At 62.1% G+C, this 23,839-nt stretch carries 20 protein-coding genes; 11 read left to right on the forward strand and 9 right to left on the reverse strand.

Going from position 1 to position 23,839, the window contains the following annotated elements:
• Positions 1-33 precede the first annotated feature (33 nt).
• Positions 34-879 (forward strand): bifunctional DNA-formamidopyrimidine glycosylase/DNA-(apurinic or apyrimidinic site) lyase, encoded by an 846-nt coding sequence (gene mutM, locus AKV04_RS05955; RefSeq protein WP_054005523.1) that lies wholly within the window; start codon positions 34-36, stop codon positions 877-879.
• Between the two features lie 9 nt (positions 880-888).
• Entirely contained in the window at positions 889-1,662 is a 774-nt protein-coding gene (locus tag AKV04_RS05960; protein ID WP_054005524.1) for an enoyl-CoA hydratase, read from the forward strand.
• 77 nt (positions 1,663-1,739) lie between these two features.
• Here AKV04_RS05960 and AKV04_RS05965 read toward each other — a convergent pair whose 3' ends face one another.
• From AKV04_RS05965 to AKV04_RS05995, 7 genes are all read right to left on the reverse strand, one after another.
• Complete coding sequence (locus AKV04_RS05965; RefSeq protein WP_054005525.1) at positions 1,740-2,702, reverse strand: magnesium transporter CorA family protein; 963 nt, start codon at positions 2,700-2,702, stop codon at positions 1,740-1,742.
• 224 nt (positions 2,703-2,926) lie between these two features.
• Positions 2,927-3,511 (reverse strand): amino acid synthesis family protein, encoded by a 585-nt coding sequence (locus tag AKV04_RS05970; protein WP_054005526.1) that lies wholly within the window; start codon positions 3,509-3,511, stop codon positions 2,927-2,929.
• A complete protein-coding gene (locus tag AKV04_RS05975; protein ID WP_054005527.1) occupies positions 3,508-4,092 on the reverse strand; it encodes an amino acid synthesis family protein in 585 nt (194 codons plus the stop codon). The genes AKV04_RS05970 and AKV04_RS05975 overlap by 4 nt, the downstream gene beginning before the upstream one ends.
• Positions 4,085-4,936, reverse strand: coding sequence for a UPF0280 family protein (locus AKV04_RS05980; protein ID WP_054005604.1), 852 nt, complete (start codon positions 4,934-4,936; stop codon positions 4,085-4,087). The genes AKV04_RS05975 and AKV04_RS05980 overlap by 8 nt, the downstream gene beginning before the upstream one ends.
• Positions 4,936-6,396 carry a hypothetical protein gene (locus AKV04_RS05985; protein WP_054005528.1) on the reverse strand — a complete coding sequence of 487 codons (1,461 nt, stop codon included), beginning with the start codon at positions 6,394-6,396 and terminating at the stop codon, positions 4,936-4,938. The genes AKV04_RS05980 and AKV04_RS05985 overlap by 1 nt, the downstream gene beginning before the upstream one ends.
• On the reverse strand, positions 6,389-9,133 hold the full coding sequence (locus AKV04_RS05990) for a molybdopterin-dependent oxidoreductase (RefSeq protein WP_054005529.1): 2,745 nt from the start codon (positions 9,131-9,133) through the stop codon (positions 6,389-6,391). The genes AKV04_RS05985 and AKV04_RS05990 overlap by 8 nt, the downstream gene beginning before the upstream one ends.
• Positions 9,126-9,971 carry an FAD binding domain-containing protein gene (locus AKV04_RS05995; RefSeq protein WP_054005605.1) on the reverse strand — a complete coding sequence of 282 codons (846 nt, stop codon included), beginning with the start codon at positions 9,969-9,971 and terminating at the stop codon, positions 9,126-9,128. Before AKV04_RS05995 ends, AKV04_RS05990 begins: the two co-directional genes overlap by 8 nt.
• 148 nt (positions 9,972-10,119) lie before the next feature.
• On the opposite strand from AKV04_RS05995, the gene AKV04_RS06000 reads away from it, so the two are divergent.
• From AKV04_RS06000 to AKV04_RS06040, 9 genes are all read left to right on the forward strand, one after another.
• On the forward strand, positions 10,120-11,325 hold the full coding sequence (locus AKV04_RS06000) for an amidohydrolase family protein (protein WP_054005530.1): 1,206 nt from the start codon (positions 10,120-10,122) through the stop codon (positions 11,323-11,325).
• Between the two features lie 48 nt (positions 11,326-11,373).
• Entirely contained in the window at positions 11,374-13,590 is a 2,217-nt protein-coding gene (locus AKV04_RS27510) for an MGH1-like glycoside hydrolase domain-containing protein (RefSeq protein ID WP_054005531.1), read from the forward strand.
• A 258-nt stretch (positions 13,591-13,848) separates the two neighbouring features.
• The gene (locus AKV04_RS06010; protein WP_054005532.1) at positions 13,849-14,919 is read left to right on the forward strand and encodes an ABC transporter substrate-binding protein; all 1,071 of its coding nucleotides are present in this window, start codon (positions 13,849-13,851) and stop codon (positions 14,917-14,919) included.
• Positions 14,909-15,811, forward strand: coding sequence for an ABC transporter permease (locus AKV04_RS06015; protein ID WP_054005533.1), 903 nt, complete (start codon positions 14,909-14,911; stop codon positions 15,809-15,811). Before AKV04_RS06010 ends, AKV04_RS06015 begins: the two co-directional genes overlap by 11 nt.
• A complete protein-coding gene (locus AKV04_RS06020) occupies positions 15,808-16,578 on the forward strand; it encodes an ABC transporter permease (protein WP_054005534.1) in 771 nt (256 codons plus the stop codon). The genes AKV04_RS06015 and AKV04_RS06020 overlap by 4 nt, the downstream gene beginning before the upstream one ends.
• Positions 16,575-17,624, forward strand: coding sequence for an ABC transporter ATP-binding protein (locus AKV04_RS06025; protein ID WP_054005535.1), 1,050 nt, complete (start codon positions 16,575-16,577; stop codon positions 17,622-17,624). The genes AKV04_RS06020 and AKV04_RS06025 overlap by 4 nt, the downstream gene beginning before the upstream one ends.
• On the forward strand, positions 17,624-18,199 hold the full coding sequence (locus AKV04_RS06030; RefSeq protein WP_054005536.1) for a cysteine hydrolase family protein: 576 nt from the start codon (positions 17,624-17,626) through the stop codon (positions 18,197-18,199). The genes AKV04_RS06025 and AKV04_RS06030 overlap by 1 nt, the downstream gene beginning before the upstream one ends.
• Positions 18,187-20,430, forward strand: a complete 2,244-nt coding sequence (locus tag AKV04_RS06035) for a beta-glucosidase (RefSeq protein WP_054005537.1) — start codon at positions 18,187-18,189, stop codon at positions 20,428-20,430. Before AKV04_RS06030 ends, AKV04_RS06035 begins: the two co-directional genes overlap by 13 nt.
• Positions 20,431-20,501: 71 nt before the next feature.
• The gene (locus tag AKV04_RS06040; protein ID WP_054005538.1) at positions 20,502-20,945 is read left to right on the forward strand and encodes a MarR family winged helix-turn-helix transcriptional regulator; all 444 of its coding nucleotides are present in this window, start codon (positions 20,502-20,504) and stop codon (positions 20,943-20,945) included.
• A gap of 116 nt (positions 20,946-21,061) precedes the next feature.
• Here AKV04_RS06040 and AKV04_RS06045 read toward each other — a convergent pair whose 3' ends face one another.
• Together AKV04_RS06045 and AKV04_RS06050 are read right to left on the reverse strand one after the other, a co-directional pair.
• On the reverse strand, positions 21,062-22,291 hold the full coding sequence (locus tag AKV04_RS06045; RefSeq protein ID WP_202905573.1) for a Tm-1-like ATP-binding domain-containing protein: 1,230 nt from the start codon (positions 22,289-22,291) through the stop codon (positions 21,062-21,064).
• A gap of 22 nt (positions 22,292-22,313) precedes the next feature.
• Positions 22,314-23,804: an aldehyde dehydrogenase family protein gene (locus tag AKV04_RS06050; RefSeq protein WP_054005606.1), complete on the reverse strand. Its 1,491-nt coding sequence runs from the start codon at positions 23,802-23,804 to the stop codon at positions 22,314-22,316.
• Positions 23,805-23,839 lie beyond the last annotated feature (35 nt).

The raw sequence follows: 23,839 nt of genomic DNA on the forward strand, positions 1-23,839 counted from the left end.
CGCCGATCTGTCACCGCCCGAAGCCGAGGTTCCATGCCCGAACTGCCCGAAGTCGAAACCGTCCGCCGAGGCCTTTTGCCCGCCATGGAGGGCCGCCTCATCACCCGAGCCGAGGTCAACCGCCCCAATCTGCGCTGGCCGCTGCCCTTGAATATGGCCGAACGCCTGACGGACAAGCGCGTTCTCGCCCTGCGCCGCCGCTCAAAATACATCCTCGCCGACCTCTCCTCCGGCGAAACCCTGTTGATTCACCTTGGCATGTCGGGCCGGATGCTCGTTTCGGGCATCACTCTTGGCGATTTTTACCACGACCACGCCGCCCCCGAGAAACACGACCACGTTGTCCTCCACTTAGAGGGCGGCGCGCGCGTCACCTTCAACGACGCCCGCCGCTTTGGCGCGATGGATTTGCTGCCCACCCTCACCGCCGAAAGTCATCCGCTGCTTGCTGAAATCGGCCCCGAACCTCTGGGTAACGCTTTCGACGAATCCTATCTCTCGGCGAAACTCAAAAACCGCAACAGCCCCATAAAATCCGCCCTGCTCGACCAACACCTCGTCGCAGGCCTTGGCAATATCTACGTCTGCGAAGTGCTCTACCGCGCCCGCATCGCCCCCAACACCCGTGCCGGAAGCATCGCAAACGCAGGTTCACTTGTGCCGATCATCCGCGAAGTGCTGCTTGAGGCCATCGAAGCAGGCGGCTCCAGCCTGAAAGACTACCGCCGCACCGATGGCGAGCTGGGCTATTTCCAAAAAGCCTTCGCCGTTTATGGGCGCGAAGGCCAGCCTTGCCAAACCCCCGGCTGCACCGCCACAATCGCCCGCATGGTGCAATCGGGGCGCTCGTCCTTCTACTGCCCCACCTGCCAAAGCTAAGGAACCGACATGCCCGAGACCCTGATCATCGAAATCGCCAACCATGTCGCCCTGATCCGTCTGAACCGGCCCGAGGCGCTCAATGCCCTCAATCAACAACTCATGTCCGAACTCGCCACCACTCTACAGGCAATGGACATCGACGAAGCCGTCCGCTGCATCGTCATCACCGGGTCGGAAAAAGCCTTCGCCGCAGGCGCAGACATCCGCGAAATGGCCGGGAAAACCTTCGCCGAAGCCTTCGTCGCCGACATCTTCGGCCCTGAAACCGAGGCCATCCAGCGCATCCGCAAACCGATCATCGCCGCCGTCGCAGGCTTTGCTTTGGGCGGTGGCTGCGAACTTGCCATGATGTGCGATTTCATCCTCGCCGCCGATACCGCCAAATTCGGCCAGCCCGAGATCAACCTCGGCATCATCGCGGGCATGGGCGGCACCCAACGCCTGACCCGCGCTGTCGGCAAAGCCAAGGCGATGGAGATGAACCTCACAGGCCGCATGATGGACGCGGTTGAGGCCGAGCGCGCAGGCCTTGTCAGCCGCATCATCTCCGCCGCCGATCTGATTGACGAAGCCCTGAAAACCGCCGCAAAAATCGCCGCAAAATCGGCCATTTCCATCCGTGCCGCGAAAGAATCCGTCAACCGCGCCCACGAGTCCACCCTGCGCGAAGGCCTGCTCCATGAGCGCCGCCTATTTCACGCGATGTTCGCCACCGAAGACCAAAAAGAAGGTATGGCCGCCTTCATCGAAAAGCGCCCCGCCAAATTCACCGACCGCTAAAGCGAGTCGTCACCCACACACCACGCCGCCCCGGCCCTGAGCCGGGGCCTCGCCTTATCGCCATAACTGCCAAACCGCTAAAGCCAGCCCTTCCACCTAAAAAACGCATAGGTCAGCACCGCCGACCCCACCATTATCACCAGCGCCATCGGATAGCCCAGTTTCCACGCCAATTCCGGCATGAAATCAAAGTTCATCCCGTACAGGCTGGCGATCAGCGTCGGCGGGCTAAACAGCACCGCCACCACCGACACAATCCGGACCGTGGTGTTCTGCGCGAGGTTAATCCGCCCCATCGTCGCATCCGACATCAGCCCCAGCCGGGATGACAGAAAATCCGCATGCACCTCCAGCGCCTCAATGTCACGCAATTGGCCTTTCAGCACCATGCCCAACCCTTCGGTGCCCAGCCGATGCCCCAGCATCTGATCGACATAGTTCAGCGCGCGCCCCAAAGTCAAAAGCGCCAGCCGCACCCGGCCCAGCCGCTCACCCTCCGCCCCCAGACTGCTCAAAGCGCTTTCTAGATCCTTTTGCTGATGCCCCTTTGCCCCCGGGTGATACGTCTGACGCGACACCTTATCCAAACCTGTCCCCGCGATTTCCAAATGGTCCGCCAGCCGCCCGATCACCTCCTCGATCAGCCCCAGAAAAATCCGATCCGGCGTCGAGCAACCCAAAGAACTCTTGCCCGCCCGCGCCGGATAAGTCTCAAACGGACGCGGCGCATGATGCCGTACCGTCACCAGCCGCGCTTTGGACACCGCAAAGCACACCGGGCTCATCACCTGTTCGCCCGCCGCATCCTGCCCCGGTAAAACCACGGTCAGATAGTCAATCTCATCCTCATGGTAGAGGCGGTTTGAGATTTCGATTTCTTCCATATCCGTCAGCGTCGGCACATCGAAGGCCAGCGCGCGCACGGCCGCTTCTTCTTCAGGCGTCGCGCGAAACAGATCAATCCACTCCGCATGTTCCAGCACCGCACCCTCGGGCAGCACCTCCAACCGCTTGTTGGCAAAATGATACGCCGTCAGCATTTGCGCCCTCCGCAAGACAATCCCCTTGCCTAACGCCAAATGCCGCTATGGCCAAGCCACCGTTTTGCGCAGCCTAGGTTCCCACCAACCGCGCTCAATCACTTCGACTTGTCTAAAATGCCATCTCTGCGCGCAAATATCCAACGGGTTTGCCATTGGTTCGCCACCGGTCCGAGAACCAATGGCATGAGGGGATGAAACCCCCGGCGGCCAGTCCCAAATCCCTACCGCAATCCGTCTTTCCCCTCGGCCGTCTCATGGGTCAAACCGCCCACACGCGCCAAAGGTCGCCCGCCATCGGTCACCGCCACCGCCACCATAATCTCGCCAGCCCGAGGCGCATCATTCAGCCGCACCTCAATCGCGTCGAAATGGCTGCGCACAAAGGCCGCATCCTTATGCCCCAAAGGCACATCCAAAACCTGCCCCGGCCCGCCCATCTTCTTCGATGATGGCACCAGTGCAGCCCCGCCACCCACCGCCACCCGCAACGGCGCGCCCAGCTTCGGATGCAGAATCGCGGCGGCATGTTCCAACTCGCCCGCCTCTCCAACCATCGCCGCCTTACCATAACTCTGCGCCTGCGTAGGCAAAATCCCCAAGGCCGCCACGCAGCGATCCCCCAGCAATGCGCCCAACTCGGCGCCAATATCCATCAGCGCCGTCAGATCCGCGACATACCGCCCCGCAAATGGATTGGCGATCACCGCCACCGCCACCGCCTTGCGCGCGGCAGGAGCCACCACCTGCCCGGCCTCCATATGAGTTTCCTCAACCCAGACCGCAATCTTGCGAATATCCGCGCTCATCTTAGGCCATCCTCACCTCTGATCTGGCTCGCTTCCAGACCGCCCATCCGTGAATGCACCCGTGGCCCGGTGGTCATCACCAAAACCACCATCAACTCGCCAGCACGAGGGCTATCGTTCATCCCCACCTCCATCGAGTCAAAATGGCTGCGGACATAGGCCGCGTTCACATGGGTAATCGGCACATCCAGCCGCGCGCCAACCCCGCCCACCTTCTTCGCCGAGGGCACGATGGCCTTCGCGCCACCCAGCACCTCACGCATCGCATAGCCGCCCGGAGCGTGCCACAAAGCGCCATGCTCCAACTCGCCACCGCTGCCAACCAAAGTGGCCTTGCCATAGCCCTCAATCGCCGAGGCATCCCCGCCCAGAACTGCGAGCAGCCTTTGCGCCATCATCAGCCCCAACGGCTTCAGATCCTCCATAAACGGCTGCAAATCCTCAACATATTTTCCCGCGAACGGGTTCGAAATCACCGCCATAATCGCCCCCCGCTTCGGCGGATTGGCCGATACTGGTCCGCCTTCATGGAAGATTTCCTCCACCACAGTGGCGATCTTACGCACAACAACTTCAGGCATCACACAGGCTCCCGTCAGGAATTAAACTCAACGCAGCCTGCCCGACCATCCGAGCCTGCCCCTTCAAAAACAGCGCCGCCGCCAGAGCCAGCCCGCGCCCACAGATATCTTCTGCCACAGCGACACCGCGCTCCAGCGCCTCAGCCACTTCTTCAGTACTCAACGCCCCCACCGAAACCGTCACCAGCCGCGCGCCCAAATCGCTATCCGGCTGCAAACCGACAGCAGGCGCGCGCCCAACCCCCGGATGCCCCGGCACATCCACCGCGTTGCAGATCATCGTCGCCGCCACATCCGCTTCCGCCGCAGACCGAGCCAACACCGTCACCGCATCAGCAATCCCCAGCGAGAAGCTCCGACCGCCCCAGCCACTCGTCGCCACACCCCGCGCGCCGTCACCAAATCCCACATCAATCCGCCCCAAAGCCGCACCATCCAGCCCCGCCACTGCCATCCGAAACCGCGCGCCTTGCGCCAAATGAAACGCAATATCCCCGCCATTGTTGACATAAGCCCGCGTCAAAGGCCCAGCCGCAACCATCGCCGCCAGAACCTCCTCCGCCACTGCCCCCGCCACCGCCGCCATCGGCGTTACGAATACCGCTGAATGAGGCCGCACGGCAGACACCATCCGCCGCGCCGCCAGTCCGACAGGAACTTCACCCACCTCTTGCCGCAGCAAAGCCAACTCCGCCACCAACTCGTCCAAAATCGTCTCAAATCGCACCCGCGCCGCCTCAAACGCCAAATCCCGCGCGCCCTCCGCCCCGATGATCAGATCAATCGGCCCATGCTGCAAATGCAACCGTTCCCGATCCGGCAACAGGCGCGCAACTGCCCCCATCACCGCCCCCACGGGAAATTCCGCGCATCCTGCGGATCACGCCCCTCACCGGGCTCCACCCGCCGCACGGCAGCCCCCATCACCGCTTCAACCGGCTGCACATGTTCCAAATGACCGCCCAAAGCCGCGTAATCCGACAGCCGTAGCGTGAACTCAATCGGTGCCACCAAAGCCGGAGTCGGCACATAACCAAACGAATTGGCGGGCATCGCCATCACATCCGCCATCACCGTAATCCCGCCCCCCGGCCAGACATAAGCTGAGGCCCCGCCACACGACACCCGCGTCAAAGCCGCCTTCACCGATTGCGTCAAGCGCACCGGATTGGTCGTCACCCCCGCCCGCAAAGATCCGCCGGCCCCACCCATAAACAGCACCGAACACACCGAAGGCTCGCAATTTTCAGCAATCCGCTCCGCCGAAGCCCGGATTACCGCCGGAGCCTCCACCGCCCGCGGCACCAGCGTGTCATCCAGCTCATAATAGGCCCACTGTTCGCCCGTCGTCGACACCATCAGCATCCGCAACCCCGGCCAAGCCACCTTCGGATCGAACGCATTGAGAATCGTCAACGGATCATCCACATCGGTGCCGCCCCAGCCCGTCCCCGGATGCGCCACCTGAAAATACCGCCCCGGAGTCGAGCGCCGCCCTTTCATCTTGATCCCCGTCGGGGCCACATCCAGCAGCTTCCCCGCCTGATGCTCTGACAAAACCCCGGTGATATGGTCATCAACAACAACAACCTCATCGAGATGCCCGACCCACTGTTTGGCAAACATCCCAATCGTCGCCGAGCCACACCCAACCCGCATCAGCTTTTCCGGCACGCCATTGATAATCGGCGCCTGCCCCGCCTGCAAAACCACCGTCGCGCCATCGTCAATCGCCACCTCCACCGCTTCCCGATTGCACAGCCGCATCAGCGCATCACAGGTCACCCGGCCCTCTTTCTTAGACCCCCCCGTCAGATGCAAAACGCCGCCCAGCGACAGCATGGAAGACCCATATTCCCCCGTCATCACATGCCCGATCGCCTCGCCATCGACCCGCACATAGGCCCTCTCGGCCCCGATATGCCGATCGGTGTCGATCTTCACCTTGACGCCGCAATAGCTGAAAATCCCCTCGGTCACGACCGTGACCATATCGACGCCTTCAACCGCCTGAGACACGATAAACGGCGCAGGCTTATAATCCGGATACGTCGTCCCCGCCCCCACCGCCGTGATAAAAGGGCGATGGCCCTTGATCACATCGCCGTCCCAATCCTCCTGCTGCCCATCCAGAAACGGCACAGCCACCGCCCCCGATTGCAACACGGTCAACGGATCCAGCCGCACCAAAACCCCGGCATGGTTGGCATAGCGATCACAAGCCCCCGCCCGCCCGTTCGCGATGTAGCACATCACCGGGCAGGCATCGCAGCGGATCTTTTCCGGCGTCACAGCTTCATTCATAACCAGCCTCCTTCAACGCCGCCCGCACCCGTGAAGGCGTCGCAGGCACCCGTGTCATCGCCACCCCCGTCGCATGACGGATCGCATTCAGTATCGCGGGCGCAGTCGGGATCAGCACATGCTCGCCCAGCCCTTTCGCGCCATAAGGCCCATGCGCATCGGCCTCCTCGATGATCAGGGTTTCAATCGGCGGCACATCCCCAATCGTCGGGATCAGATAATCATGGAGATTTTCCGTGCGTCCCGGCAGATATTCCTCGGTCAGCGCCATGCCCAACCCCTGCGCAATGCCGCCCTGCACTTGGCCTTCCACCAACAGCGGATTGATCGCCCGGCCCACATCATGCGCCGCCACAAACCGCAGCGGCTTCACCAGACCCAGCTTCAGATCAACCTCCACCACCACCAAATGTGCCGCATAACCAAACTGCGCGTAAGGCGAGCCCTGCCCATTGGCATCCAGCGGCAGCGTCGGCGGATCATAGCGTTCCTCGGCGCGCATCACATAACCCTCAGCGTCCTGGGGCAGATCGGCCAACTCCACCCGATGCACCCCCGCGCCGTCCGTCACCTCCACCACGCCCACATCAAACCGCAACACCGCATCCACCGCCGCATTGCACCGCTCAAGGATCATCGCCCGCAAGGAAATCCCCGCCAACCGCGCCGCATTTCCGCTCACAAACGTCTGCCGCGAAGCCGAGGTTTTCCCCGCATCCGGCGTCACATCGGTATCCGACCCGACCAGCAGCAAATCCCGCACATCAGCCCCCAAAGCCGTCGCAAAGATCTGCGCGATCACGGTATTGGAGCCCTGCCCAATATCCATCGCGCCCTGATGCAGCACTACACCCCCATCCGGTCGTAGCCCCGCCTTGATCGTCGAGGGGTTGGGCAGTGAGGTATTGCCACAGCCATACCAGCCCGAGGCAATCCCCACCCCGCGCCTCAACCCCTTGTTCTTAGCGTTAAAAGCCGCCACCTCCGCCTTGCCCGTCTCCCAGGCCGGCTGCAAAGCCTGCAAACACGCCTTGATCCCGACGCCTTGCGCAAACACCTGCCCGCACACCGTCGGCTCGCCGTTGTCCAACGCATTCAGCAACCGGAACTCCAGCGCATCCATGCCCAACTTGTCTGCCAACGCGTCAAACAAGCTCTCCTGCGCAATCGCCGACTGCGGCACGCCAAAGCCCCGAAACGCGCCTGACGAGGGGCAATGCGTATGAATGGCCCGCGACTGCGCCAGATAATCCGGCACCAGATAAGGGCCAGAGGCATGCACAGGCACCCGGTTCGCCACCGTCGGCCCCCAAGACGCATAGGCCCCGGTGTTGAAATCGCCCTCAAACCGCATCCCACTCAGGCGACCGTCCTGCGTCGCCCCAATCCGCAAATGAATAGCCGAAGGATGCCGCTTCGTTGTCGATTGCATCGACTCGGCCCGTGAATAAGTCATCCGCACCGGCTTGCCGGTTTTCAAAGCCGCCAAAGCCACAAACGGCTGCACCGAAATATCCAACTTCGAGCCGAACCCGCCACCCACCGCCGTAGGCACTATCCTGATCGCCTCTCGCGGCATCGCCAAAATCTCGGCCATGGAATCAAGGTCCATCACCGGGGCCTGCGTGCAGGCATAAATCTCCACCCGCCCATCCACCACCTGCGCAAACCCCGCCTCAGGCTCGATATAGGCGTGTTCGACAAAGCCGCTCTCAAACCGAGCCTCGACCACCACATCGGCCCGTTTCAGCGCCGCGTCCGCATCACCCCGTTTTACGAACCCACCGCACATCAGATTGCCCGCACGCCCCGCGTGCAACAACGGCGCGCCCTCTGCCAAAGCCTCCGCCACCGTCTGCACGCTCGGCAAAACCTGCCACGTCACCGGGAAACTGGCCGGATCAAACGCAGCCATAACCTCTGCCGAACCCACAACCGCCGCGATAGCCTCCCCCCGAAAGCGGGCCTCGGCTTCCGCAAACACCGGCTGATCCACAAACGCCGGAATAACGCCAAACACATTGCGCCCCGGCACATCCGCAGCCGTCAGCACACAGTCCACCCCCGGCAACCCGGCAATAAACGTCTCTAAATCGCCAAAAACAAACCCCGCGCGGGGGTGGGGCGAGCGGATCACCTTCACCACCAACGCCCCCTCTGGCGCCACATCATCACCAAACGCCTCGCGCCCCTCCACCTTCGCCAGCCCGTCCAGCCTACGCATCGCCACGCCAACGCCGCCCGAAACCGCAGGCGCAGCAGCCCCCGACCCCGCCGCAACCACCGCATCAATAATCTTGCGATACCCGGTGCAGCGGCACAAAACCCCGCCCAAAGCATCCTGAACCTGCCCAGCGTCAGGCTGCGGCACGTCGCGCAGCAAAGCCACCGCCGACACCATCATCCCCGGCGTGCAGACCCCACATTGCGCCGCCTGATGATCCTGAAAACTCGCCACCAAAGCCCGCCCTTGCGCGCCATCCAACAGTCCTCGAACCGTCTCAACCCGCTTCCCCGCCGCCTGATGCGCCGCCATCAGGCACGCACAAACCACATCGCCCTCGACCAAAACCGAACACGCCCCGCAATCGCCCGCATTGCAGCCAATCTTCACCTCCCGCGCGCCCAAGCGTTCGCGCAAAGCATAAGACAACCGCTCGCCCCGCTCCGGCGCGACCCGTACCGCGCTGCCGTTCAGCACAAACCCCACATCCGCGATGGCCCGAAAATTATCCATTCGCCCGAACCCCCTGCGCCACCAGATCGCCCAACAGCCGAGAAACCATCTCCACCACCGCCTCCAGCCGATACTCCCCCGACCCGCGCACATCCGCAATCGGCGCCAACCCCGCCAAACTTGCCACATCCACAGGCAAAACCGCCCCCACCGAAAGCCCCTCTAACCGGGCCTCCAACACCGACAACCGCCGCGCCACAGGCGAGCACGCCCCCACCGCCACGCGCGCATCCACGATCCGCCCAGCCTCAACCCGCAAACTCGCCGCCACCATCGCAATGCTGATCACCAAATACCGCCGCGCCCCCAGCTTACGAAATCCCGCCACCGTCCCCGCCGCCAAATCAGGCACGAACACCGCCGAAACCAACTCATCCGCCGCCCGTGCCGTCCGCCTCACCCCCGTCACGAACTCCGCCAAAGCCAGCCACCGCAACCCGCGCCGCGACACCAGTTCCACCTCGGCCCCCAAACACAACAACGGCGGCATCCCATCCGCCGCAGGCGAGGCGTTGCATAAATTGCCCGCCAGCGTCCCCGCGTTCTGGATCTGCAAAGACCCCACTTCCCGCGCCGCCGCTTTCAGCCCATCAAAAGCAGCCGGCAAATCGGCCCCCACAACATCGCTCCACCGCGTCACAGCCCCCAACCGCCAGCCACCCGGCACGCGAGAAATCCCGCGAAACCCCGGCAGCCCGGTCACATCCAGCAACGACACTTTCGGCAAAACCTCACCCGCCTGCGGAAACCAATCGGTTCCCCCCGCAATCACCGACACGCAGCCACGCTCCAGCGCTGCAAACGCATCCGCCATATTGTCAGGGCAAAGATAGGCCATCGCAGGAATCCCCGGCATCAAAACATGTTTGCATACGAATAAGAAGCCGTGCAACCATTTCTGTCAAACGCTATCTTGCACCCACCTCACCATCCCCCTTGATCGCCTCAATAAACATGTTAGCCTACGAATAAATTAGGAGGCCAAAATGTCCGACCAACCCACAAAACTGGTGATCCGCAATATCGGCTTGATGCTGTCGGGCCGGATGGAGCAACCCATCCTCGACGCCGATTGCCTGATCGCCGAGAACGGCAAGATCACCGCTTGGGGGCGCGAGGCCGATCTCGACACCGAACACGCCACCACCCTGATCAACGCCAATGGTGCCACCCTCACCCCCGGCCTGATCGACAGCCATGTGCATCCGGTGATCGGCGATTACACCCCGCGCCAACAGCAGTTGCATTGGATCGACTCCACCCTGCACGGCGGCGTCACCACGCTGATTTCGGCCGGAGAAGTCCACATGCCCGGCCGCCCGCGTGACGTTATCGGCCTCAAGGCGATGGCGATTGCCGCCCAGCGCTGGTATGAAAACTTCCGCCCCTCGGGTGTCAAAGTCATGGCAGGCGCGCCGGTCATCGAACACGGCATGGTTGAGCAAGACTTCAAAGACCTTGCCGATGCAGGCGTCAAACTGCTGGGCGAGGTTGGTCTCGGCACCGTTAAAGATGGCAAAACCGCGCAGCAAATGGTCAACTGGGCGCGCAAATATGGCATCCAAAGCACCATCCACACCGGCGGCCCGTCGATTCCCGGCTCGGGCCTGATCGACGCCGATATGGTGCTGGAAACCGGCACCGACGTGATCGGCCATATCAACGGCGGCCACTCGGCGCTGCCCGACGATCAGATCATCTGCATTTGTGAAAGCTGCAAAGCCGGGCTGGAAATCGTTCACAATGGCAACGAACGCGCCGCCCTGCTGACCCTGAACACAGCGCGTGAGTTGAAAGAGCTCGACCGCATCATCCTCGGCACCGATGGCCCCGCCGGATCAGGCGTGCAACCCCTCGGCATCCTGCGGATGATCGCGATGCTGTCCAGCCTCGGCAATATGCCCGCCGAATTGGCGTTCTGCTTTGGCACCGGCAACACCACCCGCCAGCGCAACCTAGACACCGGCATGATCGAAAAAGGCTTCTGCGCCGATTTCGTTCTGATGGATCAAGCCCAGCACACCCCCGGCAAAACCATCCTCGAATCTATCCAATTCGGCAACCTGCCCGGCATTGGCATGACCATCATCGACGGTGCCATCACCAGCCAACGCAGCCGCAACACGCCCCCCGCTTGGCGCATCCCCTCGGTGGAGCGTCAACCCGCGCCCAGCGCTGGCTCTGGGCACTAGCCCACCACCCCCGCTTCTGTTTAGCTGCCGCGAACCAAGGGGAACACCATGCTGAAACACACCACCGTCTCGACCGCCCGCGCGTGGAACTCTTGGTCCGACCGCCCCGGCGAGATGGTGTTCCTCCCCCTCGGCATCCGCGTCACCCCGCTGCTGTATTCGTCCCGCCTGCGCCAATGCATCAAACTGGAACCGCGCAACGACACCCTCCGGCTTGGCCGCCACAGCATCGACGGCTCAATCATCGAGTTCGAAGCCGACCTCGCCGGAACGACCCTCGCCTTCGCCACCACAAAGCCTAACCCCTTTACCTTCCGCACCAAATGGACAGCGCCCAAAACCGCCGAATGGGGCCTGCGCTTCTGGGTCAACATCGCCATCTCCGCCGAAGACGGCACCCAAGCCAGCTTCGATCCCGCCCAAAACGTCACCCTGCTGCAATCCGGCGACCGCTTCACCGCCATCGCCACCGAACACCCTCCGGTGCAAGTCACCGGCCACGAATCCCTGGACGCCCTCTGCGCCGATTACGCCGAAAACGGCTATTTCACCCGCGACAGCCGCGCCACCACCGCCCCCGTCCTCGCCCTCCGCTTTAACCTCGAAATGATGCGCTCCGGCACCTACGCCGCCGCCGTGGCCGACAGCGCCCCGCTGGCCATCGCTGCCGCGAAAGCCGCGCTTGCAGCCCAACAACCCAGCCCCGACGCCACCACACCTCACGCCGAATCCCTGTCAGCCATCCGCGACATCGTCGGCTGGAACACCATCTGGGATGCCACCAACAACCGCCCCTACACCGCCGTCACCCGCATCTGGAACCTCGGCACCTTCGCCGTCTGGCACAACGACCAAACCTACGCCGCCCTATTAGCAGGCATCTTTGACACCGAACTTGCGCGCGAAAACCTCGCCACCGCCCTCTCCGCCGCCACTCCCCAAGGTAACTTCGCCTGCATCTCGACCTCACGCGACACATGGGTCGATCGCAGCCAACCGCCACTTGGCAGCCTGATCGCATGGCAACTCTACCAACGCTCTGGCGAGCGTTCGATTCTAGAGCAATGCTACCCCGCAATGGCCCGCAACCAACGCTGGTGGCGCGAAATGCGCGACCCCGATGGCACAGGCCTGATCTCCTGCGGCAGCTCTGACGTGGGCGAAGCGCTATACAAAGGTACCGCCTTTGGCGCGCGAAACGAAACCGGAATGGACAACTCCGCCACCCATGACGAGGCGATCTACGACCCCGAAACCCGCAGCCTCTCGACATGGGATCTCGGCCTGAACTGCGTCATAGCCCTAGACGCCGAAATGCTCAGCCTGATAGCCTCAGCCCTGAGCCGCCCCAATGAGGCCGCCGAATTCGAAACCCTCGCGACGACCCACCGCGCCCTGATCCAAACCCATCTTTGGGACGAAACCCGCCAAATTTTCGCCAACCGCCAACGCCACGGCGCTTTCGTCAAATCGCTTTCCCCTACCAGCTTCTACCCCCTCCTCTGTAACGCAGCCACCGCCGAGCAAACCACTCATCTTCTCCGCCACCTGTCGAACCCCACAACCTTCGCAGGTAAATACCCTCTGCCCAACGCCACCCGTGACGCCCCCGCATATCTCGATAACGTCTACTGGCGCGGCCGCATCTGGCCGAACGTCAACTACCTCGTCTGGCTCGCTCTGCGCCGCACCGGCCACTACCCCGAAGCCACCCTCTTGGCCGAACAGAGCCTAAACCTGTTCCTGCAAAACTGGCGTACAAACCGCATCGCCGCCGAAAACTACAACGCCACCACGGGCGAGGCGATGGACCAAGGCGACACCGACCCGTTCTACATCTGGGCCGGATTGCTGCCGCTGATGGCCGTCTCGGAACTGATCGACTTCGACCCATGGGCGGGCCTCACCCTCACCAACACCGCCCAACCCACCCAATGCGGCCCGATGGTTTCCCCCTTCGGCCCGCTTTCCGTCACGGTCGAAGACGCCACCCTCACCGCCACGATCAACACCCAACCCGCCCTCTCCTTCACCTTCCCCGGCACCCTGACAAACCTACACCTGCACCCCAGCCGCATCACCGCCACCCTGCACCACGTCACCACCGCAGGCCGACTGACCCTCCACCGCCAAACACCCGAGCCCCCCCTCCTCGCCCACCTCAACGGCGAGGTGATTCGCAGCCTCCCAATCTACGGCGGGTTCACCTTTGACATCACCCCCGCAGACCAGGGCGCAAAACTCGACGTGATATTTCCGAACTAAACCAGCCGCTTCCAAACCCTGCAAAAAAGATTTGACAGAAGCTTCCGGCAAAATAACAGTATGTACGCCAACAAATAATTGCCGTCGGGAGAATGGCTTGTTGGCAGGGAGAACCGGGCCAAAAGCCCACCAATCCATCGAAAACCAGCATTTGCCGGAGGCCCAGCCATGCCGCCGCGCCCCAAGCCTGCTTGCCGTCAGCCCAGCGACGGTTCACCATAACAACGGCCCAGCAATCGGGCCTAACGGAGGTCTGATATGTCGAATTTCTCAAGACGCGACACGCTGCGGCTGCTGTCTGCCGCCATCGCTGCAGTAGGCGCATCCACCGCTTTGCCCGCCCGCGCCGCTGGTGGCAAAATCACCGTACTGAACTGGAAAGGCTACGGCACCGATGAGGCTTGGTCGTTGGAAGCCTTCCAGAAAGCCACGGGCATCGAAGTCGTCCATGATTACTTCTCGTCCGAGGCCGAAAGCCTGACCAAAATGCGCACCAATCCCGGCGCTTATGATGTGGTCCTGCTGAACTCCGCCCGCGTCTCGACCGCCGCCACCGAAGGCCTGATCGAGCCTGCGGATCTGTCCAAAGTCCCGAACGCCGCCGACGTGAACCCCGACCTTCTCGCCAACCCGAACTTCACCATCGACGGCAAAGGCTATGCGGTGCCGTGGGTTTGGGGGATGACCTCAATTGCTGCGCGTGAGGGTATTGCCATCGCCAGCTACAAAGACCTCGCCGCCCCCGCCTATGCCGACCGCTTCGCGATGGACGACGATGCGATGATCGCCGTCGCCATGGGCGCTTTGATGACCGGGCAGGATATCAACGATCCGCAAGACCTACCTGCCATCACCGAGGCGCTGAAATCGCTGAAACCCAATGTCAAAATGCTGTGGTCGTCCGAAGACCAATGGAACAAATCCTTCGCCGCCAATGAATTCGACGTCTCGGTGTTCTGGTCCGGCGGCGCTGTCCGCTCCAAACGCAACGCCAAACTGCCCGTCGATTTCATCGTGCCAACCGAAGGCGCAATCGTCTGGGTCGACGGCCTTGCGATGGCCACAGATGCGCCAAACCCCGAGGGCGCTGCTGCCTTCATCGACTGGATGATTGACCCGAAATTCTACGTCGAATGGGCCACCAAAGTCGGCGCACCCGCTTCCGCCAACGCCAAAGCCCTCGCTGCTCTGCCCGCCGATGACCTTTCTGCCCAAGTCCACAAGCCGGAATACATGGTGAGCAAAAACGTCATGTCGGCGATGCCGGACGAACGCCGCGAGGCTTTCAACAACCTGTGGCAAGAAGTGAAAGCCTTCTATGCCGAATAAGGCAACCCCACAGCGCGCCTCGAAAGGGGCGCGCATCCTGCCGCAATGGGTGTCCACCACCGCCCTGTTGCTGCCCGCCTACGGTTGGCTGACCATCGCCGTCTTCCTGCCACTGCTCACGATGTTCCTGTTCAGCTTTATGAACAAAACCCCGATGGGCAAAGCCCCGATTGAATTCACCCTGCGCCATTACCGCGCCTTCATCGACCAGCCCTACCTGATCAAAATCGCCACCAACACGCTGCTGATGGGCCTGTGGACCACCCTCGCCTGCGCCATTTTAGGCTTTCTTGCCGCCCTCGCTTTGGTGCGCTGCACCCATGGCGCGCGCCGCGAAACCCTGCTGATCCTGATCCTGCTGCCATTCTGGACCAACGGCCTTGTCCGGGTGTTCTCATGGACGATGGTGCTGCGCGAGAACGGTTTCCTCGACAATATCTGGCACTGGATTGCCCCCGCCGCTGGCTCCATCGCCATCCTCTACAGCCGCGAGGCCATCGTGATCGGGCTTGTCCATGGCTATCTGCCCTATATGATCCTCACCTGCTACATCGCCCTCGTCACCATCGACGACGCGATTATAGAAGCCGCTCAAAGCCTTGGCGCGCGCTGGTGGGTGATCCTGACCAAAATCCTGATCCCGCTCGCCGCCCCCGGCCTGATTTCCGGCGCGGTCCTTACCTTCGTGCCCGTCATCGGTTCCTTCATGGAACCCCGCATTCTGGGCGGCAAAGTTGGCGTCACCATGGGCACCGTCATCGAAGACCAGTTCACCCAAGCCTTCAACTGGCCGCTCGGCGCATCTTTGTCCTTCACGCTTCTTGCCGTCACCATGGCAATCTTCGCCACTTTCTCGGGCGTCTTGCGCCGTGGCACCGGAGGCACCGCATGACCCGCTTAGGCCAAATTTTCCTCGGGCTGATCCTGATCTTCCTCTACACCCCCATAGTCGTGCTGATGGCGATGGGCTTCAATGAATCCGAGCTTTACGAGTTGCCCTTCAAATTCTCGACCCGCTGGTACTCCGCCCTCTCAACAAACACCGAGCTACTCACCTCCGGCTTCAACTCCATCGTCCTCGCCGTGATCACCGCCGTGGTCGCCACATCCATCGGCACCCTCGCGGCCCTTGCTTTGTCACGCCGCACCTTCAGGGGCCGCAACCTGCTGCAACTGCTGCTTCTGCCCCCCATCGCGATCCCGTGGCTGATCACCGGCACCGCCATGCTGATCTTCTTCTTCTGGACAGGCATTGGGCGCGGTATGCACGCGCTGATCATCGGCCACGTTGCCCTCGCCGTGCCCTATGTGGTCTTGGTGGTCGGCACCGGTATGAAATCTGTACGCGCCGATCTGGAAGAAGCTGCGATGTCGCTCGGCTCAACCCCGATCCACGCCTTCTTCGCGATCACACTGCCGCTGCTGTTCCCCTCGATCCTCGGCGCGGCTTTGTTCGCATTCGCCGTCTCGCTGGATCAATTCGTGATCTCGTATTTCCTGTCCTCGCCCGGCTACACCACCCTGCCGGTGCAAATCTATTCCGCGATCCGCAAGGGTTTCACGCCCGAGATCAACGCCATCTCGACCCTGCTTTTGCTCGGCTCGATGACGGCAATCCTGATCTTCGCCCGTTTTGCCAAACCCGGAGCCCCCAAGTGACAACCGTATCCGTCCAAAACGTCGCCAAAAGCTTCGGCACCATCCCCGTGCTGCACGACATTGACGCAGTGTTCCCGCAGGGCACCTTCACCAGCCTTTTAGGCCCTTCCGGTTCCGGCAAAACCACCCTGCTACGCATCATCGCGGGCTTCGTGGCCCCCGACCAAGGTGAGGTGACAATCGGCGAAAAGGACGTCACCGGCATCCCGGTCTGGGGCCGCAACATCGGCATGATGTTCCAATCCTACGCCCTGTTCCCCCACATGACCGTCGCCCGCAACGTCGCCTTCGGGCTGGAACGGCGCGGCATCAAGGGCGCGGAAGCCCAAAAGGCCGTCGCCGAGGCTTTGGATATGGTCCACCTCTCGGATTTCGGCGACCGGATGCCGAAAAACCTGTCGGGTGGCCAACAACAACGCGTCGCCCTCGCCCGCGCCATGGTGATCAAACCCTCCGTCCTGCTGCTCGATGAACCCCTATCAGCCCTGGACCGCCGCCTGCGCCAAGAAATGCAGGTTGAGTTGCTGCGCATCCAACGCCAAACCGGCCTGACGACGATCTTCGTGACCCACGACCAAGAAGAGGCGCTAACCCTCTCCGACCGCATCGCCATCCTCGACAAAGGCCGCATCGTGCAATCCGGCGCACCGGAAGACATCTACGAAAACCCCCAAACCCGCTTCGCCGCCGAATTTCTAGGGGATTCCAACTTCCTGACCGGAGTGGTCGAAGCAGGCGGCGTCCGTCTGCCCGATGGCACGCTGATCCAAACCACCGCGACTCTGCACGCCAACGGGCAAAAAGCCACCCTCGCCATCCGCCCCGAGAAAATGTCTCCCACCCCGCTCGAAGGTGCCACCAACCACGTCGCCGCAAAAATCCTCACCGTCATTTACGCAGGCCCCGCCCTATCCTACCTGCTGCAAACCCCCGATGGCACCCGCCTGAAACTGTTCCAAGCCAACCGCGACGGCACCCTGATGCGCGAGGGCGACAGCATCACCCTGCACTGGTCCCCCGCCCATTCCATCCCCGTGCAAAACTGATGCTGCCCCCCATCTCGCCCCACACAAAACACATAGTCATCGACCTGCAACGCCTGTTCGCCGAACCGCACGGCTGGCATGTGCCCAGCATAGCCGACATCTTGCCCAACGTGGTGACCCTCTGCCAAACCACCGCCGAGAACACCCGTTATTCCCGCTTCATCACCCCACCCAATCCGCAAGCCGCCATGGGCCGCTGGCAAAACCTCTACCAAGCCTACCCGCAGGTCACAGGCCTAGACGCCGCAATCCTCGACCTTATCCAACCGCTCAAGCAAATCGCCCAGCCTGTCCAAATCTTCGACAAAACCACCTACTCGATCTTCCCCGCCATCCAACCACACCTAGATCAAACCGACACCCTGATCCTCTCCGGCGCCGAAACCGATGCCTGCATCTACGCCAGCCTGCTCTCCGTCGTTGACCTTGGCCTGCGTGTCATCCTCGCCACCGACGCCGTCACCAGCTCCGACCAAGCCGCCCACGAAGCCACCCTCAACATCATCGCCCGCCGCCTGCCCAACCAAGTCGAACTGGCCACCACCTTCGAGATCCTCGCCGCATGGCCGCGCTGACCCCCGCCGATCTGACCACTTACGAGAAAATCACCCTGCTCCACGGCCGCGGCCTCTGGCGCAGCCAGCCCATACCCCACGCCAATATCCCCTCCATCATCATGACCGACGGCGCCTATGGCCTGCGCTATTCTACCACTCAAATCGACGCTGGGGCCGACACACTGACGCAATTCCTGAACGTCGCCAAAGACGGCATGTTCGGCACCACTTTGCCCGCCACCTGCTTTCCCAACGCCAACCTGTCCGCCTGTTCTTGGGACAAAGATCTAGCCTATCAGATGGGCACGGCGCTTGCGTCCGAATGCCGGGCCGCTGGCGTGCATCTGCTGCTCGGCCCCGGCATCAATCTGCGCCGTACCCCATTCGCGGGCCGCGCCTTTGAATATTATTCCGAAGACCCTATCCTCACCGCCGACCTCGCCGCCGCGATGATCAGCGGCCTGCAAGACCACGGCATCGGCGCGTCGCTCAAACATTTCGCCTGTAACAACTCGGAAATCGACCGCACCAACATCAGCTCGGATGTCAGTGAACGCGCCCTGCGCGAGATCTATCTCTACGCCTTTGAACGCGCCATCGCCCGCTGCAACCCGTGGACGGTGATGAGCGCCTATAACCCGCTCAACGGCACCCAATCCGCCGAAAACCCTTGGCTGCTGACCCAAGTTTTGCGCCAAGACTGGGGCTACGATGGCCTTGTGATTTCCGACTGGCACGCCATCAAAGACCGCCCCGCCTCGCTGCTGGCTGGCACCGATCTGGACATGCCCGAAAGCCCCCGCCGCCGCGAAGCCCTGCGTGCAGCGATCACAAACGGCAGCGTCCCAATGGCAGCCCTAGACCAATCGACAGCCCGGATGCTCCTGCTGCTAAACCGCATCCAAACCGCCAACGCTGCCCCGCCAAACAACCCGACCGCCCACCATCAACTCGCCCAAAACATCGCCACCGAATCCCTCGTCCTTCTACAAAATGACGGTACCTTGCCGCTGCCCAAGGCTAATTTCCGCCTGTTAATAATCGGTGAAGGCGCCACCAATCCCACCATCCAAGGCTCTGGTTCCGCCTCCACTCGCCCCACCCGCGTTGACATTCCGCTCGACGAAATCCGCGCGCGCCTCGCCACCACAACCCACCTTCCCTTCACCGCCACCCTCGAAGAAATCGCAACCCACAACCCCGACGCTATCCTGATCTTCGCCACCCACCACAGCAGCAGCGACGGCGAAGGCGCAGACCGCCAATCGCTATCTCTCGCCCCCGACCAAGACGCCCTAATCGCCAGCCTCGCCCAATCCCACCGCATCATCGTCGCTCTCACCTCGCCCGATGCCGTGGAAATGCCTTGGGCCGGTGACGCCGCCGCCATCCTCGCCTGCTTCTACCCCGGCCAAGGCGGTGGCGCGGCCCTCGCCCGCGTGCTGTTCGGCGAGGCCAACCCTTGCGGCAAACTCACCACCACTTTCCCGCAAAAAAGCGCCGACATCCCGGGCCACCTCAGCTATCCGCCCGAAGGCCTGCACCACACCTATTCCGAGGGCATCTTTGTGGGCTACCGAGCCTATGACGCCCGCGAGATTGCCCCGCTGTTCCCGTTCGGCCACGGCCTCAGCTACACAACATTCCGCTACGACAGCCTCACGCTATCGGATGATAACATCACCCCAACAGGCTCTATTACCGCTCAAATCACTCTCACCAACATCGGACACCGCGCCGGCAAAGAGATCGTCCAACTCTACATCCGTCCGCTAAACCCTGATGGGCGCCGCCCCCTACGAGAACTCAAAGCCTTCGGCAAAATCGCGCTGAACCCCGGCGAGACGGGCACCCTAACCCTCGCCCTCACCCCCCGCGATTTCAGCCATTTCGACCCAACCGAAGGCCGTTTCGTGCTGCGCGGTGACGCCTTCCTCATCGAGGTCGCCGCCTCCAGCCGCGACATCCGCCTCACCGCCCAAGTGCAAGGCTACCACCAACCCAAGCTGCCAATCCCCCTGCTCACCACGACCTCCGCCAATAAACTCCTCACCGACTCCCGCGCCGAAGCCGTCTTACTGGCTGTGCTCTGCGCGAACCTGCCGATGACAAAACCGCAGGCACAGAGCCTCATCGACAACAGCCGAACCTCTTTCCTTGGCCTCTACGATACGCTCAGTTGGTATATTGCCGACAGCCTGCCCGAAGCCGCGCTGCAACAGGCGCTTGACGCCGCGTCGAAACCCTAGACCACCCGCCCCCATCCGGTTATGCACTTGCAACGGCGTCTGAAAACGACCCGGCACAGTGGAGACACAGCGTGAGCGAAGCGGCCCAAGACACAAACTCTCCCGACCCCGGCACCTATGTGCTCGAGGATCAAATCGGCTTCCTGCTGCGCCTTGCCAACCAGCGCCATTTGGAAATTTTCGCAGCCGCCCTGTCGGACGTGACCCCCACCCAGTTCGCCACCTTGGTCAAACTGCACCAGCTTGGCGTGATGTCGCAAAACCATCTGGGCCGTTTGGTCGCGATGGATGCCGCCACCACCAACGGCGTCGTCACCCGCCTGCGCAAGAAGGGTTTTGTGCAGACCCAAGCCTCGACCAGCGATCTGCGGCGGCTGGATGTGTCTTTGACAGCGGCGGGTGAGGCCTTCGTGCTGGCCGCCATTCCCACCGCTTTCGAGGTCTCGGCGAAGACCACCGATGCACTGACCACGCGTGAAGTGACGCAGCTTTTGGCTCTGCTGGCAAAGCTGTAAAATGCGACATTTCAGGTTGGGGCCGCCGCGCGCACTTCTTAACAAACAATGAACGACGCATATCTAAGCTATTGATTTATATAAATTTGCGCTCCTGTCCACGCATGGACACACCTTCAACCCTTGACGACCCCCGCCGCCACCCAGTCATCAAACCGCGCCAAAACCGCGTCGGAGAACGCCGGATCATTGATATGGGCGTCCAATTCCAGCAGGTCCACATTCGCCGGGCAGGCCGCCCGCATCTCCTCACAAAACGCCGCCAACCCCGCTGCATCCTCCAACGGAGCCCCCGGCCGATCCCATTCATGCCCGCCCCGGGTGGGCAAGAAAAACACCACCGGCCCCGCAGCCCCGGCCAGCTTGCCACAGATTTCCCGCGCCACCAGCCGCCGCTGATCCGTGGTCTGAACCACCGAGGTCAGCAGCCGATTGTGGGCATGCGCCGGGGTGTCCTTGAACTGATCCGGCAAGGGCTGCCACGCCACGAAGTCAATCAGATCATAGCAGCCAATCGACACCATCTGCGGGATTCCCGCCCGCCCCGCATGGGTCATCCGATCCGCGCCCGCCGAGATTGCCGAGCCAAACAGATGGTTCGCCACCTCTTGCGGCGCGAAATCCATCACCGCCGCAAACGCCCCATCGGCGGCCAAACTCTCAAACGCCCGCCCGCCCATTCCAGTCGCGTGAAACACCGCCACCTCAAACCCCCGCGCCTCTAGTGCCGGTTTGAGAGCCACCATGTAGCGCAGCACCGTCTTGCCGAACCCAGTCATCCCGATCAGCGGCTTCTTTGCTGCAGGTTGCTCCACCGCCCGCGCCGCCCCCAACACTGCTCCGGCCGCCTGAGACAGCGAGGCCTTGCAAACCGAATTCAACCCATAGAGCCCCCCCGCCCACAAGATCATCTGAATATCCGCCGCCAATCGCGCGGGCGGGATCATTGGGCTGAAACTGACGGTTGAGACCACGTATTTTGGCACCCCGAGCGGTAACGCCGCACACAGATCCAGCGCCAGATCGGTGCCCATCGACCCGCCCAACACCAACACCCCATCAAACCGCACCTCGCGATAGAGCCGCCCCGCCAAGGTCGCAGCCCCGTGCGCCATCGCCTGCATCGCGACGTTTTCATCCTCAGCCGTGATGATCGCCTCAATCGTCGTGCCCGCCTCGGCCACCACATCGTGCTTCGACCAATCCGTCGCCGCTTTGGGGTTGCCCAGCACTGAGACATCCATCGTCAAAGCTTCACCGCCCTGCTTTCGGATCACCTCGGCCAGATAGGTCAGCTCGTCGTCTTTGGTGTCATATGTGCCGACGATCAGGATGCGATTGCCCATGATTTCCCCAAAACAGTCCCTATTAGAGCTGAATCCACGCGGTTTTCAGATCGGTATACTTGTCCAGCGCGTGCAGGCTCTTGTCGTGGCCATTGCCAGACTGCTTCACCCCACCCAACGGCACGGAGTTATCAGACCCGCCATAAGTGTTCACATGCACCACCCCAGCGCGAATGCCGCGCACCATCCGATGCGCGCGGCTGAGGTTTGAGGTCCATACCCCCGAAGCCAGTCCGAAATCGCTGGAATTCGCCAGCCGCAGCGCTTCGGATTCGTCCTTGAACGGCGTAACTGCAAGAATCGGGCCGAAAACTTCCTCCCGGTACAGGCGGTGCTCTGGACGCACACCAGTCACCACAGTCGGCTCCATGTAATAGCCGCCAGTTTCCAGCAGCGTGCGCTTGCCCCCTAGAACGATCTCGCCGCCTTCCTTCACGGCATCGGTGACGAAACCAAGGTTGCCCTGCAACTGCACGTCGGAGTTCACGGCACCGATCTGGGTGGCAAGGTTCAGCGGATTGCCGATCCGCATTTTTTCAGCACTAACAGCCAACATAGAGACGAATTCATTATGCACCGAAGCCTCAACCAACAGCCGCGAGCCCGCCACGCAGACCTGTCCCGCATTGCGGAAAATCGCCGTCGCCGCAGCTTTGGCAGCAGCAGGCAGATCAGGCGCATCAGCAAAAATCACGTTCGGGCTTTTGCCGCCAAGTTCGAGATAGCAGCGCTTCAGGTTGGAGCGCGCCGAATATTCCAGCAACCGCCGCCCGGTCGGCCCCGATCCGGTGAACACCATCACATCGACATCCATCGACAGGGCTAGGGCCTCGCCCGTCACCCGCCCCGGCCCTGTTACGACGTTGAACACTCCCGGAGGAACGCCAGCTTCCAGCGCCAATTCGGCCAGTTTCAGCAAGGTTAGAGACGCAGTTTCGGCAGGCTTCAGCACAATCGAGTTGCCCGCAGCCAATGCAGGCGCAATCTTCCACGCACCGATCATCAGCGGGAAATTCCACGGCACAATCGCCGCCACCACCCCAACGGGTTCACGATGAATCAGCGCCAGAATGTTGTCAGCGGTCGGGGCAATCTGGCCGTAGACCTTATCAATCGCCTCGGCATAATAGTGGAAAGTTCCAGCGGCACTGCCCGGCTCGGCTTTCAGCGCCATGCCAATGTCGGTGCCATTGTCGCGCACCCCCAAAACCGCCAGTTCGAGACTGTTTTTCTCAATCAGATCGGCCAATCGGTGCAGCACGGCTTTGCGACCAGCGGGCGGCATCCGCGACCAGATACCGGCCTCAAAGCTCGCCCGTGCCGAAGCCACCGCGCGCGCCACATCCCCGACAGAAGCGGCGGCGGTTGTGGTCAGCTTTTGCCCATTGATCGGCGAGAGCACCACCGTCTCCCCCGCCTCACCCTCCAGCCATTTGCCATCAATCAGCAGTTTGCCAGCAGACACCGCAACGGCAGCGAGACGGTCGATATCACTTTGGGTTGGCGCGGCCATCAAGCACTCCTGCGGCATGAAAAAAGGCGGCCGTT

The organism is Cypionkella psychrotolerans (assembly GCF_001294535.1).
Classification (GTDB): Bacteria; Pseudomonadota; Alphaproteobacteria; order Rhodobacterales; family Rhodobacteraceae; genus Cypionkella; species Cypionkella psychrotolerans.